Here is a 15,059-nt window from a genome sequence, read left to right on the forward strand (position 1 = left end):
GTCGTTCACGTGCCTTGTCCCAGTGACCAGAATCGCCCCACTGCCCCGACTGCCAGAAGACCTTTCCCCGCGTCTAGCCGTCGTTAGGTAATGCAATCACCCGCGATTGATTCTCCCTCCCATCAGCTCTCTGCCGATGAGTGAACAGCACCTCGACCGCCGAACCCTCCTCGGCGCGCTCGCAGCCGCGGGAGCCACCTCGCTCGCTGGCTGTTCGGCACTCCAGGCAGAGAGCGACAGCGAGGCCACGGCGGCCGACGACGACCTCGCCCGCGAACTCGCGACGCGCTTCGCGCCGACGCTGTACTTCGACGAGCACGAGCCGTGGTTCCCGACGGACCCCCGCCCGTACGCCAGCGAGGACGACGGGGAGACCGTTGTCGACGGCTTCGACGCGTTCGACGGCTATCACGAGCGCTACAGCGAGGGCGACCCGCCGAACCCGACGGTGTTCTACAACGCCGTCGAGTACGCCGAGTCGCCGCTAGCGGTCGTCCAGTTCTGGCTCTACTCGGCGTTCGACCAGTTCACGACGAACTTCCACTGGCACGACTGGGAGGTGTTGCACGTCTTCGTCGACACCGACACGGGCGACCCGCAGCTGTACGTCGCCAGCTCGCACTCCCGGAAGGTGCCCAACAACGAGTTCCTCGACCCGGACCCGGAGACAGTCCCGCGGATGCTCGCGGAGCTGGGCTCGCACTCGACGGCGCTGTCGGTCAACGACGACGCGGACCGGTTCCAGCGCCTGGCCGAGGGTGACCTGTTCGCGGACGTCACCAACCGGGCCATCGAGGGCGTCGAGGACCTGGCCGAGATCCCGCTGGCCTACGGCCTCCCGCGGGACGAGGGGTCCCGGCTGCCCTACGTCGTCCCGGCGTACGAGGGCGCGCCGCTGTACGACCACGACCGGCTTCCGTCGGTGACGGCCGACTCGCTCGTCACCGAGGAGCTGACGGTGCGAGCGTTCGACGAACTGACCTCACCACCGACGGACCTCCCCGGACGCGAGACCGGGCTCGTGTTCGAACACGAAGAGCGCGAGGAGACGGCCGACGAGGCCGACGTCGAGTACGACCTCGTCCCGTCGAGCGAACTCGAACACATCACGGACTTCACGGGGCCGCAGTTGAGCTTCGAGTTCGCCGTCCCACAGGCCGTCGAGGACGCCGTCGCGGGCCACATCACGACGACGGGTGCGCCGTGGGACCAGCCCCGCTACGAGAACCCGGCCGCGGACGTCACGGACCCGAACCACCGCGCGGCGCTGGCCGACCGCTACGACGCCATCGGCGAGCCGGCGCCGATCAACACCGTCGTCACCCGCGTCACGGAGGCGGTCACGACCGACGACGCGCCCGAGGACGAGGGGCTGACGACGACGGACGCGACCGTCGAGTCCGTCGCCCTGCTGGAGAGCGACCCCGAGGCGGTCCCGACGTTCGGCGGCGTCGCCGTCGTCCGGGACGTCCCGGCCGGTGACCACCGGCTGACGGTCAACGGCGCGGGGCAGGCCCCCCACAGCGAGCGGGTGTCGGTAGCCGGGGGCGGGGACGGGAACGCCGGCGCGGTGACCGCCGCCGGCGTCGACGGCGAGATCCCGCTCGTCGCCAACCGCGACGCGAGGAAACTCGAGGTCGGGACGGCGAACGCCGACGTGGACGTCGCCACCGTGGCCCTCGAAGACGACTTCGCGGGTCGCCTCTACGAGTCACCGGTCGGAGACGACGACGGCGACGAGGCCGTCTACGTCCACGCCGGGGGCGCGTACACGACGGAGGTCCGGGACAGCGACGACGAGGTCGGCGCCTATCGAGTCAATCCGGACCGGAACTCGGACGCGGGCGTTCGCATCGACAACCCGGAGACGGGCAAGGCGCCGCTCGCCGAGTACCTCGCCGACGTCAGCGAGGAGACGCGGGCGGCGGTGGCGGCGGAGATGGACGCAGACGACGGCGGGGATAGCGACGACAGTGGCAGCGACGACGGTGGCAGCGACGGCGGAGATAGCGATGACGGCGGGAGCGACGACGGGGATAGCGACGGCGGGACGGAGACCGAAACCGACGGCTCTGGCGGCTCCGGGACCGGTGGCTCGGACGGGTCGTCGAACGCCATCCAGGGTCTCGAACGGGCGCTCGCCGCGGTCGTCGACGCGGCGGAGCGAGCGGCAGCGCGGGCCCGTGAGGGTGACCGCGGGAACGCGGACAAGCAGCTCGAAGCGGTCGCCGACCGGCTCGAACGGGCGGAACAGCGCCTCGCAGAGGCGAGCGACGACTTGCCGGAGTCGCTCGTGAACGCGGCCGAGAACCGCCAGGAACAGGCGAACCGGCGGGCCGAACAGGCCCGGAACGCGAACGCGCTCTGAATCGGGACAGGGCGTTCGTTTCTCACTGTCGCATCGCCACGACGAGCGCGAAGCCGGCGACCAGCAACACCGCAAAGCCGGCCAGCGAGAGTCCCTGGACGTCCATCGCAGCCACGCCGAGCGTCACGCCCAGAATCGCGACTCCAGCGAGTAGACTCCCACCGGCGTGGACCAACTCGGCCCGGTGGGTCTGCGCACGACGCCCGACCTGGCCGCCCAGCGAGACGGATTGCTCACCGAGATCCCAGGCGAGCACCGACGCGACGCCGGCGACCAGCAACTGCATCTCCGACGCCCCTCGCACCACGCCGCTCGTCACGACGCCGACGAACAGGAGCGCGGCGCCGGCGGTCACGAGCCTGCGCTCCCAGCCCGAGCGGACGGGCACCAGCCCTGCCAGCAGCACCGCGAGGCCGAGCAATCCAGGTAGTAGCTCCAGTCGGTCCGTCACTGCCTCCGGCCGGGAGACGGCGAGGCCGAGTGCCACGAGAACGAGCACGCCGCCCGCGAGCGCCGCGAGCGACCCTGGGGCCTTCTGGCCGCGCTGCCAGGCGACGTAGCCGCCGACACAGAGTCCCAGTCCAGCGATCTCGGCGACGAGCGCCTGCCACTGGCCGGCACCCTCGATGAGGAGCGCGACGGTGGCGACGCCGGCCACCATCGCCAGCAGCGCGCCGGGCGCAGTCGGTCGGTCGAGCAGGTCACGCGAGGCAGTCGGCGACGTCATCGGTATCGCTCCATGGTCCGTTCGAGGGCGTTGCCGAGGTGGTCACCGGTCTGCCAGTCGACGACGGGGACGCCGAGGCGGCGGAGCGCCTGGATCCGCGTCGTCCGTTCGCGCGCGGCCAGGCGGTTCCCGACCGTCTCCCCGGCCGTCGTGTCCGGGCTGACGACGGTGACTGGGTGGCCGGCGGCCTCCAGGGTCCGCACGGTCCCCAGGATGTCGTCGTCGGCGAGCGGGCTCAGCAGCGTAATCTGGGTGTTGCCGCCGAGTCGCTCACGGAGTTCGGCGGTCTGGCGGTCGCGACCGCTCGTCGCGCCGTCCACCAGCCGGCCGCCATCGGAGAGCGCTGCTTCCGCGCCGGTGGAGCCGGGCTGGTCCACCGTGGGTCCCTCCGGGGAGTCGTTCACCTCGGGCGCAACGTCCCTGCTGTCGAACTCGGGCGAGACGACCCGGTCGGCAGGGCCGTCCTGGCTGCCGGCGACCGTCGACGGCGCGAACGCGGGGTCGGCGTCGAGCAACTGGCGAAGGTGGGCCAGGTGGCTCCGGCCGACGCCGAGCGGGAGCCAACAGGGCTCCGGGCCGAGCGCGGCGAGGCCGAACTCGTGGTTTGCGTCGGCGAGCGCGGCGGCCAGGCGGTCGGCCGCGGCGACGCTCCGGGCGACGGCGTGGGCGGTCGGTGTCGCCCCCGGTTCGTCGGCTGGGACGTCCGTCCCGACGTCGACGCAGAGCACGACCGCGGCGGCCCGTTCCTCCCGGAACTCGACGGTCGTCAGGTCGCCACCGCTGGCGTAGCGCCGCCAGTCGATCCGTTTCACCGGGTCGCCGCGGCGGTACTCGCGCATGCGGTGGAACTCCAGGCCGCTCCCGCCCTCGTCGGTGACGAGTTCGCCGGTCCGCCGGCGGGTCAGGTCCCGCAGGGCGGCCTGGGGGACCGAGACGCCGCAGTCGATCACCGTCGACTCCTGGACGGTCGTCGTCCGTTCCGTCGCGCCGCTGAGGTCCCTGGAGAGGACGATCGTCGGTTCGAACCGGTGTTTTCCCTCGCGGCCCTCGACGGCGTACTCGATGGTCGTCTCCTCGCCGGGGCCCAGCGCCGTGGCGCGCCGGGGCGTCCCGTCGACGACGGGGAGTAGCGCGGGCACGCCGTCGACGATACGGAGGTCGGTGAGCCACCGGTCGCCCTCGTTGCGGACCGTGACCGCGACGTCGACCGACTCCCCGTGTGCGGGCGTCCGCTCCGATATCGTCCGCTCGACGGCGAGGTCGGGTTCGGGCGGCACCGGGACGAGTCGCGGGTAGACGGCGTAGCCGACGCCGACCGAGGCGAGTAGCAACAGGCTGGGGCGCTGGGCGAGGAGGCCCACCGCGCCCGCGAACAGCGAGAGTGCGACGACGCCGCGCCAGCGACCGGTGGTGCGGACGTCGCTCACGCCGACTCGCCCTCCATCGATTCGAGTGCGGACACCGTGGCGTCGACGCGCCGGTGGAACCAGTCGTCCCGGTGGAGACGTGTTGCGAGGCGCCCCGCGAGTCCGGGCGGGTCGAGTTCGTCGTCTGCGACGAACGCCGCGGCGGCCTGGTCGTCGGTCCACTCGCCCGATTCGATGCGCTCGCGGGCGGCCGGTCGGGAACACCGGTCCGCTTCGGCGACGGCCTCGACGGCGGCGGCCCGGACGCGTGCGTGGACGTGCCGGTGCGTATCGCTCACGCGCAGGAACGGGAGCGAGTCGAGCGCGTCGTCGACGTCGCGGCCGGGCGAGGCTGGGTCCGTCCCCTCGACGGGGGGCGGCGTCGCCTCCGAGACGCCCGTCGTCGTCCGCGAGAGGACGAGTCCGGCGACGGTGGCGAGCGCGGGCACGGCCAGGACGGCCACGAGCACGTAGTCGTTGCCGGCGAGCGCCAGGGCCGCGCCGATGGGGATCAGTCCCGCGACGGCGGGCGAGAGGACGGCAAGGATGCCGAGAACCAGCAGGACGATTCCCGCGGCGGCCGGCGCTTTGCGCGTGAGCGCCATCAGGTGCCACCTCCGGCGTCGAGTCGGTCCCGACTCTGGCGGGCGGTCTCTTCGCGCTGGGCAGTGACGGGACGGCCGCCGTAGCGGACTTCCTCGTACGTCTCGGTGAGTCGCTTCACGGCCTCCCTGTCCAGCCCGGCCTCGATGGCCGCGCTCGCGCACTCGCTCGTCGTCATCGTTCCTGGACGATCGAGGTCGAGGTGGCGGACCATCCCGAGCCACGCGCGTTCGACGGCATGGGCGGGCGAGCCCTCCCGCGGGTCTGCCTCGGCTGCCGGGGCAGGGCCTTCGGCGTCTTCCTCGTCGTCCGGATCCGCGAACGCGGCAAGTAACCGCTCCCGGTACCGATACGCCAGGCCGCCCGCACCGAGCACGGCGGCGAGGACCAGCAAGTAGGGCAACAGGGCCATCAGCAGGGCCAGCAGGCGGTCGAGCAGTGACATCGGTTCCAGGCCCTGCTCGCCGCTCTCGTCCTGCTGTTGCTCCCGCTGCTGTTGCTCCCGCTGCTGTTGCTGTTGCCGTTGCTGGGACTGGCTCTCCGCCGGCTGGCTGCTCGTCGACTCACGCTGGTCCCCCGGGTTCGAACTCATTGCGCTCGCGGGCTCTCCCTCCCGCTCGTCCCCCTCGATCTCGTCCATCACGTTCGAGGCGGTGTCCTGCCCGATGGGCACCTGGTCGTAGTCCAGGTCGATGACGTCGTTGGCGTCCGTCGACATCGTCGACTCCAGCGTCGTGGCCGAGACGCCCATCGCGCTGATAGAGAGGAGGGCGACCGCGAGCCACGCGCCTGTTTCCCGTTTCATAGTGACGGCGGTGTGTCGGTGTAGATCATCTGGCGCTCCCTCGTGTATCCACCCTCGTTAAGCCAACCGAGTTCGCAGACGAAACCGCAAGCCCGTAGGCCCCTATTGGGAACTTCGTGGTTAGTTATAGAGTGCCCTTACGCGACTAACGCGGGATTATCTTCGGCGTCGCGCTGGCTCCGTCTGGAAAATTGCCGTCGCGCGACAGGTCGGCGGCCCCGGTCGGAAAGCTCTCCCTACCATCAAAACTGGTGACACGTCGCACACGTCCTGATAGAACAGGCAGACCGAATCGACCGCCCGCAGGTCACCGTGGAACCAACGGTATAAGCCAGTCCACGCCAACCAGGAGGCATGCGACAGTTCGTCGTCACCGGCCACGACGTCCCGACGACCCCGGAGTTCTCCCTGGACGACCTCCCCGGCGGCGCGGGACGCCTCGACCTGCTGGCGCGCTGTGTCACGAGCGCGCTCGTGCTCTCCCACGGCCTCCGCGAGGACGTCCGCGTCCACCTCGTCCTCGCCGACGAGTACACCGTCACCTTCGACGGGAGCGCGCTCCGGAACTTCAACCCCGACGAGCGCTCGACGGCGGCGCGGGTCCGGAACGCCCTCGAAGAGCGCGAGGAGGCCATCGGTCACGTCCCGGTCGAGACGTCGCCGGGCGTCTCGCTCTCCCGGATGGGCTTCGAGGCGACCGTGGAGACGGCAGCGAAGGCGGCCGAGACCGTCGTCCAGCTCCACGAGAATGGCGACCCCGCGGTGGAGGTCGACCCGCCGACCGACCCGTTGTTCGTCCTCTCGGACCACCACGACTTCTCCGACGGCGAGCGCGCGCTCCTCGACGACGTCGCCGACCGGCGGCTCTCCCTGGGGCCCAAGGCCATCCACGCAGACCACGCCATCGCCGTCGCGCACAACTACCTCGACACCGACGGGTACACCACTTACTGACAGCGCGTCAGCGAACCACAGACTGCGGGCCGTCGTGAATGTATCTAGCGTGGCAGTAAGACGGCCCTAGGCGTCGCCGGCGAACGTTCAGCCGATCATACTAATCCCCATACGGAGCTTTAACGCCGACATGAGGAGAACCGAAGCGTGAACGCCGTCGTCATTCCGACAGGGCACGAGGCCCAGGGGTACGTCTGTGTCAGGTCGCTCTCGGAGCAGGGCGTCCGGACTATCGTCGCCTCGGAGAAGGAGGGGGTTCCGGCGGCGGCGTCTCGGTACTGCGACGAGTCCGTCGACCTGCCGCCGCCGAAAGAGGACCTGCTGGCCTACCGGGACGCCCTGCTCGAACTGGCCGAGCGGGAGACCGTCGAGACGATACTTCCAGTCCGGCCGGAGGACGGCTACGTCCTCTCTCGTTTCCGCGAGTCGTTCGAGGCGCACGTCTCCCTGCCCGTCCCGTCGTTCGACCAGCTACGAACCGTCCACGACCGCCTGCGCCTCGCCGAGGCGGCCGAGGCGGCGGGCGTGCCGGTGCCAGAGACGCGCCGGCTCGCCGACGTCGACGACTGGGGCCCCGAACGCATCGTCAAGTCCCGGTACAACCTCGTCGTCGACGACTACGTCGACCACCTCGACCCGGGCGAGTCCGCCGTCGTCAAGGCGGTCAAACACCTCCAGCCGGGAACCGAACCGGACCCCGACGCGATCCGCGAGGCGTACCGCCACGACCCGATCGTCCAGGCGTTCGTCCCCTACGACGAGGAGTACATGTTCGCCGGGCTGTACGACCACGGCGAGGCGCTGGCCACCTTCCAGCACCACCAGGTCCGGGGCACCTCCTACACCGGCGGCGGCGGCGTCTACCGCCAGTCGACCGACATCCCCGAACTCGACCGCGTCGCCGACGACCTGCTGTCCCACCTGGAGTGGCACGGCCTGGCCTGCATCGAGTACATGCGCGACGAGCGCACCGGCGAGTTCGTCCTCACGGAGATCAACCCCCGGATGTGGCAGTCCCTGCCCTCGACTGTCCGCGCCGGCGTCGACTTCCCCCACTACTACTGGCTCCAGGCGACGGACCGGACCGACGAGATCGACCCGGACTACGAGATCGGCGTCGGGAGCCACCTGCTCCACGGCGAAGTCGGCTACCTCCTGAGCATCCTCACCGACGACTCGCCGCTCGTCCAGCGGCCGTCGCTCGCCGGGACCGCCTGGGAGATAGCGGCCTCCTGCCTCTCGGAGCCCCACTTCGACTACCTCAACCTCGACGACCCCGGGCCCTTCCTCCAGGGCCTCCGGAACAAAGTGAAGTAGCTGGGACGAGGTCGGCTGAGAGTAGCTGTGGACCCGTGGCGAGCGGGTGTCAGTGGCCGATTCACAGTCGGTTGATTGTGCTCTGGCTGTCGATGCTGTGACTGCTGGGCGTGTCTGTGAGTTGCACGGATAGTTCGTCTGAATTGCGCTGGAAGAAGCGACACCGCCAACAGCCAGAAAGCCCTCGGCGCGCTCCGGTCCCGGGGCTTGCTGCGCTCCTCACTTCGTTCCGGTGCCCTCAGCGAAAGCTGAGGACTACGCGAGAGCTACGCTCTCGCGGTCGCTTGCTGCGCCCGGGTTCCCGGACCCCGCCTCGCCCTTTCATTCCGCCAGGCATCGCAGCCCTGCCCTTCCCTTGGTCGCGCGATGAAACGCGCTCCCGGCCGACCGGCGCGCGGTTGCGGGGCGGTCAGGACGCGTGTCGCGCCGCTAGGCGCGACCGGGGAGGGGTGGCGGAGCCAATCGCGAGCGCAGGGAGGCGCCGACCGGAGGGAGGGGCCTCCGAACGAGCGAACGGGGAGCGAAGCGACCCGTGAGCGCGTTTTATCGCGCGAGCGACGGCTGTCCCTGGGGGACTGAAAGGGCGAGGAGCGCTCGACGAAGCACGGCGACGCAAGCACCGAACGAAGTGAGGCGCGCAGCGAGCCGCGCGAGTCGAGCGCGCCGAGGGCTTTCGAGGTAGTGTCGTTTCCAGCCACGTCACCAGTTCGAAACCTACCAAACGAGACCTCTACACACTGTACTAGCCATGAACGAACGACGACTCCTACGACGAAAATCACCTCACGGCCGGTCGTTGAACAGGACGAGGTGCCTGAGAATCGTCCGTTTCTCCAGGCCGCCGCCGAGGGCGCCCGAGAGGACGCCGATGGTGGCGATAAAGCCCGCGATGCGGACGAGTTCGACGACGCCGACGGTCGGGTCCTCCAGGCTGGGCCAGTTCGTCATCAGGTTCGGCGGGAAGACGACGTACTCGATGGTGAGCATGATCCCCCCGACCAGCAGGTAGAGGCCGACCATGGCGAGCACGAGGATGCAGAAGACGGCGACGTTCACCAGCGCGACGTGTTCGGTGAGGACTTGCTGGCGCCCGCGGGGAAACAGCAGATTGTGCGAGAACAGCAGGTAGACTGCCGCGAGCAGGATGGAGCCGACGGCGAACAGCGCGGCGGTGCCGTCGGTGATGTTCAGCCCGACGTCCCACGTCTCGGCGCTAAAGACGACGACGAGCGTCGGCACCAGCGCCGCCGTCGATAGCTTCGGCAGCGACAGCGGGAGCGCGAGTGCGCGGCTCCTGACCACTGCGGCGGCCACCTCCCCCGGGTTCCGGGCGACGCTGGCGAGGTAGAACCACAGCCGTCCGAGGGGGCCACGGGCGTCCGTCTCCTCCTCGGGGATCCGGCTCGCCTCGCGGCGGAACTGTCTGCTCAGCGTCGTGTCGAACCGCGGGACGCCGTCCCGTTCGGCGTCGAACGTGAACGGCGCCATCGCGGAGTCACCCCCCGCGTCGTGGCCGGCGCCGAGGACGTGGCCGACCTGGTGGAGCAGCAGTGCCGCGCCGTTCCAGCGCACCGCCGCGTCCTCGAGGGACCGCCGGGGCTGGTCACGGGGCGATAGCCGCAGGGTTCGCGTCGAGACGACGGCGACGCGTCCCAGCGGCGACGCCAGCCCGGGCACGCGACGCTCGCGCCGGGAGAGCAGCGGGACGTCGGTGACGACAACGACCAGGTCGTAGGGGCCCTCGACCATCCGCAGCGCCGCCTCCTCCAGGAACTCGGAGGGGTACCGCGCGTCGTAGTCTGTCAGCTCCTCGGGCTCTTCCGCGTGGAACCGCCAGCTCGCGTCCGTCGCCGACGCCAGTTCGCCGACGACGTCGTGGGCCGCCCGGTCGGCGAAGGCCGCGAGGTCGACGCCGTCGCTCCGCGGAGAGTGGGCGACCAGCAGCCCGACGTCGACGACGACGTCCCCGTCGGCGTCGGTCGTCACCGCCTCGCCGTCCGCCGCTGCCCCGGTCATACGTTCGTTTGGAACCGCCGACGGAAAAGCGTCAATCGACTCGACGGCGGTCCCGAGCGGCCAGGAATCGCCGCCGGGCCGCGCTAGCTGTTCGAAGGTTCCTGACGTCCGCCACTGGGACGCCGAGAATCGCTTCGAGCCGATGTCTGCACCGCTCGCAACGGGCCGTTACCGGTCGACGGGTCGTTGCCTTCTGCCTCCACCCGGCAATGGCGCCCACTACCCAGGAGGTACCACAGACCTAACTGAGTAACACGAACCTGTCGGTGTATTGTGCAATATATATTGAAACTGGTGGGAGGCGGAGGTCCGGGCACCGATGACTGGTGCCACCGATCCGGACCGGGAACGCGGGGCGACGGACCCGTACACGGTCCGTCGATTCCGTCCCGAGGACAGGGACGGCGTGATAGCGCTCGATCGGATCGTCTGGGACCGTGACCGGGGCCCCGACTGGTTCCGGTGGAAGTACGAGTCGAACCCGTTCGTCGACGACGTCCCGGTGTTCGTGGTCGAGCGTGACGGCCAAATCGTCGGGGCGCGTCCGTTCATGGCCTTCCGGATACGCACCGGCGAGACGGTCGTCGACGCACTGCAGCCGAGCGACACCATGGTCCACCCGGATCACCGGCGACGCGGCCTCTTCACCCGCATGACGCGGCGAGCGATAGCGGCCTACGCCGACGAGGAGCCCAGCTTGCTGTTCAACTACCCGAACGACGCCGCCCGGCCCGGGTACGAGAAACTCGGCTGGCGGACGGTCGGACCGCAGGTGACGTTCTACCGGATTCAGGACCCCGCACGGCTCCTCTCGGCCCGGTTCGACGCTGCGGCGGAGCCGCTCGTCCGCCGGACGGTCCGGCCGCTGGTCCGCGCGGTCCGTCGTCCTCCCAGCCGACTGCCCCGGCGTGCGGACGTCGACGTCGCGTCCCAGCGCGGGGTTCCGCACGCGACGCTCGCGTCGCTCTACGAAGGCAGTGTCCCCCGCAGGTTCCACGCGCTCCGCGACGAGGCGCTCCTCGCGTGGCGGTTCGGGAGCCCCGTCTGGTCCCGACGGACGTATCTCGCGAGACGCGACGGCACCGCCGTCGCGGCGCTGGTCGCGCGGACCCGGACACTCGCCGACGGCGTCACCGTAACCCAGATAGCGGACGTCCTGCCGATGGCCGGCGACGAGTACGAGCGGGGGGCCGCCACGACCCTCCTGGGACCGGTGGTCCGGGACCACGCGGAGTCGACGCTTATCGCCGCAATCACGGGCCCGATCCGTTCGGCGGCCCTCGAACGGCACGGGTTCAGGCCGGACGACCGGCCACCGCTCTCGTGGGTGCGCGACCGGTCCAAGACCCTCGCGGTCCGGCCCATGCGGCTCTCGGCCTCGTCGTGGACGCTGGACGGGCGCCCGATCGACGATCCGGCGAACTGGACGGGGACGTTCGTCGAGCGCGACACCACGTGACGGCGACGCGCGCCGAAGTATGACCTTCTTACGAACGGTTTCGAACGTATAACAAACTGATGGGGCCGGGTCTCTCGGTGCATGTTCGAGACGTCAGACGCGCGTCGCGCGGTGGCCCGCGCGTACCGCCTCGCGATCGCCGCCGCGGCACTGCCGATCGTCCTCGCCGACTACTTCGACCCGGACACCGGCGCGGCCTACGACGTCGGCCTCGCGTCGAAACTCGTCCTCGCGGCGCGGATGGTACGGAACAACTGGCAGATCCCGACCGGATCGAGCTTCGTCGAACACCTGGTGATGGCAGCCGCCATCCTCAAGGTTCCCCCGGAGGTCGACGGCTGCGTCGTCGAGTGCGGCTGCTTCAAGGGCGGTAGCACCGCCAACCTGTCGCTCGTGGCGGGGCTGTGTGACCGCACCCTCCACGTGTTCGACTCCTTCGAGGGGATGCCCGAACCCACGGCGGACGACGAGACGCACCTGGTCGTCGACTCCGAGCGGGTCCACTCCTACGAGGAGAACTCCTGGGAGGCGACCGTCGCCGAGGTGGAGGCCAACGTCGTCGCCTACGGCGACCCCGGCGCCGTGGTGTTCCACCCGGGCTACTTCGACGAGACGATGCCGGGGTTCGACGAGCCCTGCGTCGCCGCCTTCCTCGACGTCGGCCTCCGGACGTCCGCGGAGACGGCCCTCGAACACCTCTGGCCCGTGCTCCGGAACGACAGCCGCTGTTTCACCCACGAGGCCAAGCACATGGACATGGCCGACCTCTTCTTCGACCGGGAGTGGTGGCGCGAGACGCTCGATTCGGAGCCGCCGGGACTCGTCGGCGCCGGGAGCGGCATCGGTCTCCACCCCGGTCCGAACGGCTTCTCCAGCCTGCTGGCTTACACCGTCAAGAACCCCGCCGTCGACGACTACGCCGTCGTCGCCCAGACGGGCGCCGACAACGTGGTCGACGTGGGCCGGACCGGGTCGGACTGAACACACCCGTTGCGGATCCTCGACGCTTAACCTCCTGGGCCGGCCAGATGCGCGCATGACCGACCGCAACGCCGCAGACGGGCCGACCGGCGACGACCTCGCCTGGGAGACGCTCGACGCCAGCACCGCCTACAGCTGCGACGGGTTCGACGTGGTCAACCAGTCGGTTCGACTCCCGGACGGCACCGAGTCGGAGTTCGACTACCTCTCGGAGAGCGAAGCCGTCGTCGTCCTCCCGTTCACGCCCGACGGCGACGTCGTCGTCATCGACGAGTGGCGCCAGGCGGTCGACCGCGTCAACCGCGGCCTGCCCGCGGGGAGTATCGAACCCGAAGACGACGACCCCGTCGCCGCCGCCCACCGCGAACTCGTCGAGGAGACCGGCCACGAGGCCAGCGTGGTCGACCACCTCACCAGCGTCGAACCGGCCAACGGCTTCGCGGACTCGTACTTCCACTACTTCGTCGCTCACGGGTGTGAACCGACGGCCGAACAGCGACTCGACCACAACGAGTCCATTCGGGTCGAGACGACGACGTTCGACGAACTGGTCGAGGACGTGCGTACGGGCGACCTCCAGGACGGCCGGTCCGCGTTCGCCGTCCTCCACTACGCGCTGTTCGAGGACGGATCGTCGCAGCGATGACAGACTGACGCTGCAATATATATTACCGGGGAGCCTCAATTCAGACGTATGGACGAGCCTGGGGAGCCAGCCATCGACGAGGTAGACGTCGAGGGGATGCGCGAGTATCTCGCCGGTGAAGAAGTCGTGTTCGCACTCCTGTTCGGCTCGCACGCGCGCGGAACCGCCGACGCCTCGTCGGACGTCGACGTCGCGCTTCGATTCCCCGGCGAGATGGACGCACACGAGCGGTTCCGCCGACGCAACCGTATCGACGCAGCACTGCAGGAGTACGCCGACGGGTTCGTCGACGTCAGTGACATCAGTTCGTTGCCGATCCCGGTCGCGCACGCTGCCCTTCGAGACGGCGTCCGTCTCGTCGGCGACGAGCAGACCATCGACGAATACCGGACCCAGGTCCAGACCGAATACGAGTCCTCGTCAGCCGCACGGAAAGCCGACGACGAAGCCTTCATCGAGCGACTCGCCCGGGGAGAGATCTAGATGGTGGACGAGGAGATCGTCGTCGACAAACTCCGGCACATCAACGAGTACACCGAGGACCTGAAGCAGATGCGCGGAATGTCAAAGGACAAATACGTGAACGACGTCGTGATTCAACGGGCCGTCGAACGGACGTTGATGAACCTCATACAGTCCTGTATCGACCTCGCTCAACACATTCGAGCGGCCGAGAATCTCTCACCGAGTGGAACCTCGAAGAAGGAAATCGAAGCCCTCGGGGATGCGGGGATCATCTCTGACGAGACACAGGCACGGATGGAGGAGGCAGTGGGATTCCGGAACATCCTCGCGCATCGGTACGGTGACGTTGACCACGACATCGTGTACGACGTACTCCACAGCGATGTTCACTGGTTCGAACAGTTTCAGCAAGCGGTCGCGCAGTGGTTTCAGGACCGGGACGCCACGTAGCTTCCCGCCATCCTCGTCCAGAAACCGATACCTTACTTCCCGTGCCGTCCCTGTCCACGCCCATGAGCTACGACCTCTTCGACACGGAGTCCGGCAACGCAGTCGTCGTCGCACTGGATCACGGCCTCGGGATGGGCGCGCTGGAGGGGTTCGAGGACGCCGGCGCGACGCTGGATGCCGTCCTCGCGGGTAATCCCGACGGCGTCCTCGTCGGGCCGCACTTCGCCCGACGGTATGCTGACCGATTCGACGACTCGGACGCCGACCTGCTGGTCACGGCGGACGTCGCGACGTTCTCCACCCGACCGGGCCACGACGAGGCGATGGACATCTGGACCCAGCCCTTCGACGTCGACTCGCTGCTGGATCTCGACCCCGTCGGCGTCAAGACCGTCCTCGTCTTCGGTCGGGAGGACCGCGAGCTGTTCCAGGAGAACATCGAGGCCGTCGCAGACCTCGCCGAGCGACTCCGGGGCACCGGCGTCCCGCTCATCGTCGAACCGGTCGGCTGGGGAAAACGCGTCCCGGAGCCCCTGGAGACCGACCCGGAGTACGTCGCCGACGCCTGCCGCATCGCCTGGGAGATCGGCGCCGACGTTCTCAAGGCGCCCTACACCGGCGAACCGGACACCTACGCCGACCTCGTTGACGCCTCGCCGGTCCCGGTCACCGTCCTCGGCGGGCCCGCCTCCGGGTCGACGCGGGCGATGCTCGGGGACATCGAGGAAGCCGTCGGCTGTGGTGCGCGCGGCCCAGTCATCGGCCGCTCCGTCTGGCAGACCGAGGACCCCCAGGCGGTCGTCGAGGCACTGAACGGCGTCGTCCACGAGGGGAGGAGCGCCGACGACGTCTGGGGGTGAGG

At 69.5% G+C, this 15,059-nt stretch carries 14 protein-coding genes; 9 read left to right on the forward strand and 5 right to left on the reverse strand.

All coding sequences use genetic code 11. The features are described from left to right. Positions 1–136: 136 nt before the first annotated feature. Positions 137–2,368, forward strand: a complete 2,232-nt coding sequence (locus BM337_RS03745) for a hypothetical protein (RefSeq protein ID WP_089814030.1) — start codon at positions 137–139, stop codon at positions 2,366–2,368. 22 nt (positions 2,369–2,390) lie between these two features. Here the strand turns inward: BM337_RS03745 and BM337_RS03750 are convergent, their stop codons facing one another. The 4 genes from BM337_RS03750 to BM337_RS03765 are packed head-to-tail and all read right to left on the reverse strand — an operon-like array spanning position 2,391 to position 5,909. Beyond that, positions 2,391–3,095 (reverse strand): DUF7519 family protein, encoded by a 705-nt coding sequence (locus BM337_RS03750; protein WP_089814032.1) that lies wholly within the window; start codon positions 3,093–3,095, stop codon positions 2,391–2,393. Next, the gene (locus BM337_RS03755) at positions 3,092–4,522 is read right to left on the reverse strand and encodes a DUF58 domain-containing protein (protein ID WP_089814034.1); all 1,431 of its coding nucleotides are present in this window, start codon (positions 4,520–4,522) and stop codon (positions 3,092–3,094) included. The genes BM337_RS03750 and BM337_RS03755 overlap by 4 nt, the downstream gene beginning before the upstream one ends. Then, entirely contained in the window at positions 4,519–5,106 is a 588-nt protein-coding gene (locus BM337_RS03760) for a DUF7269 family protein (protein WP_089814036.1), read from the reverse strand. The genes BM337_RS03755 and BM337_RS03760 overlap by 4 nt, the downstream gene beginning before the upstream one ends. Continuing rightward, entirely contained in the window at positions 5,106–5,909 is an 804-nt protein-coding gene (locus tag BM337_RS03765) for a DUF4129 domain-containing protein (RefSeq protein ID WP_089814037.1), read from the reverse strand. The genes BM337_RS03760 and BM337_RS03765 overlap by 1 nt, the downstream gene beginning before the upstream one ends. A 354-nt stretch (positions 5,910–6,263) precedes the next feature. Here BM337_RS03765 and trmY point away from each other — a divergent pair, with 354 nt between their 5' ends. Together trmY and BM337_RS03775 are read left to right on the forward strand one after the other, a co-directional pair. Then, entirely contained in the window at positions 6,264–6,863 is a 600-nt protein-coding gene (gene trmY, locus BM337_RS03770; RefSeq protein ID WP_089814039.1) for a tRNA (pseudouridine(54)-N(1))-methyltransferase TrmY, read from the forward strand. A 147-nt stretch (positions 6,864–7,010) separates the two neighbouring features. Further along, positions 7,011–8,180, forward strand: a complete 1,170-nt coding sequence (locus tag BM337_RS03775; protein WP_089814041.1) for a carboxylate--amine ligase — start codon at positions 7,011–7,013, stop codon at positions 8,178–8,180. Between the two features lie 783 nt (positions 8,181–8,963). Here the strand turns inward: BM337_RS03775 and BM337_RS03780 are convergent. Further along, positions 8,964–10,196, reverse strand: coding sequence for a hypothetical protein (locus BM337_RS03780; protein ID WP_089814043.1), 1,233 nt, complete (start codon positions 10,194–10,196; stop codon positions 8,964–8,966). A 319-nt stretch (positions 10,197–10,515) separates the two neighbouring features. Here BM337_RS03780 and BM337_RS03785 point away from each other — a divergent pair, with 319 nt between their 5' ends. The 6 genes from BM337_RS03785 to BM337_RS03810 all read left to right on the forward strand — a co-directional run bounded on the left by BM337_RS03785 (position 10,516) and on the right by BM337_RS03810 (position 15,057). After that, the gene (locus BM337_RS03785; protein ID WP_089814045.1) at positions 10,516–11,655 is read left to right on the forward strand and encodes a GNAT family N-acetyltransferase; all 1,140 of its coding nucleotides are present in this window, start codon (positions 10,516–10,518) and stop codon (positions 11,653–11,655) included. 81 nt (positions 11,656–11,736) lie between these two features. Further along, on the forward strand, positions 11,737–12,636 hold the full coding sequence (locus BM337_RS03790) for a TylF/MycF/NovP-related O-methyltransferase (protein ID WP_089814047.1): 900 nt from the start codon (positions 11,737–11,739) through the stop codon (positions 12,634–12,636). 55 nt (positions 12,637–12,691) lie between these two features. Next, complete coding sequence (locus BM337_RS03795; protein ID WP_089814048.1) at positions 12,692–13,282, forward strand: NUDIX hydrolase; 591 nt, start codon at positions 12,692–12,694, stop codon at positions 13,280–13,282. Between the two features lie 48 nt (positions 13,283–13,330). Then, on the forward strand, positions 13,331–13,765 hold the full coding sequence (mntA, locus tag BM337_RS03800; protein WP_089814050.1) for a type VII toxin-antitoxin system MntA family adenylyltransferase antitoxin: 435 nt from the start codon (positions 13,331–13,333) through the stop codon (positions 13,763–13,765). After that, positions 13,766–14,197 carry a type VII toxin-antitoxin system HepT family RNase toxin gene (gene hepT, locus BM337_RS03805; RefSeq protein WP_089814052.1) on the forward strand — a complete coding sequence of 144 codons (432 nt, stop codon included), beginning with the start codon at positions 13,766–13,768 and terminating at the stop codon, positions 14,195–14,197. It begins immediately after the preceding gene. Between the two features lie 62 nt (positions 14,198–14,259). Beyond that, complete coding sequence (locus tag BM337_RS03810) at positions 14,260–15,057, forward strand: class I fructose-bisphosphate aldolase (protein WP_089814054.1); 798 nt, start codon at positions 14,260–14,262, stop codon at positions 15,055–15,057. Positions 15,058–15,059 lie beyond the last annotated feature (2 nt).

Source organism: Halomicrobium zhouii (genome assembly GCF_900114435.1).
Classification (GTDB): Archaea; Halobacteriota; Halobacteria; order Halobacteriales; family Haloarculaceae; genus Halomicrobium; species Halomicrobium zhouii.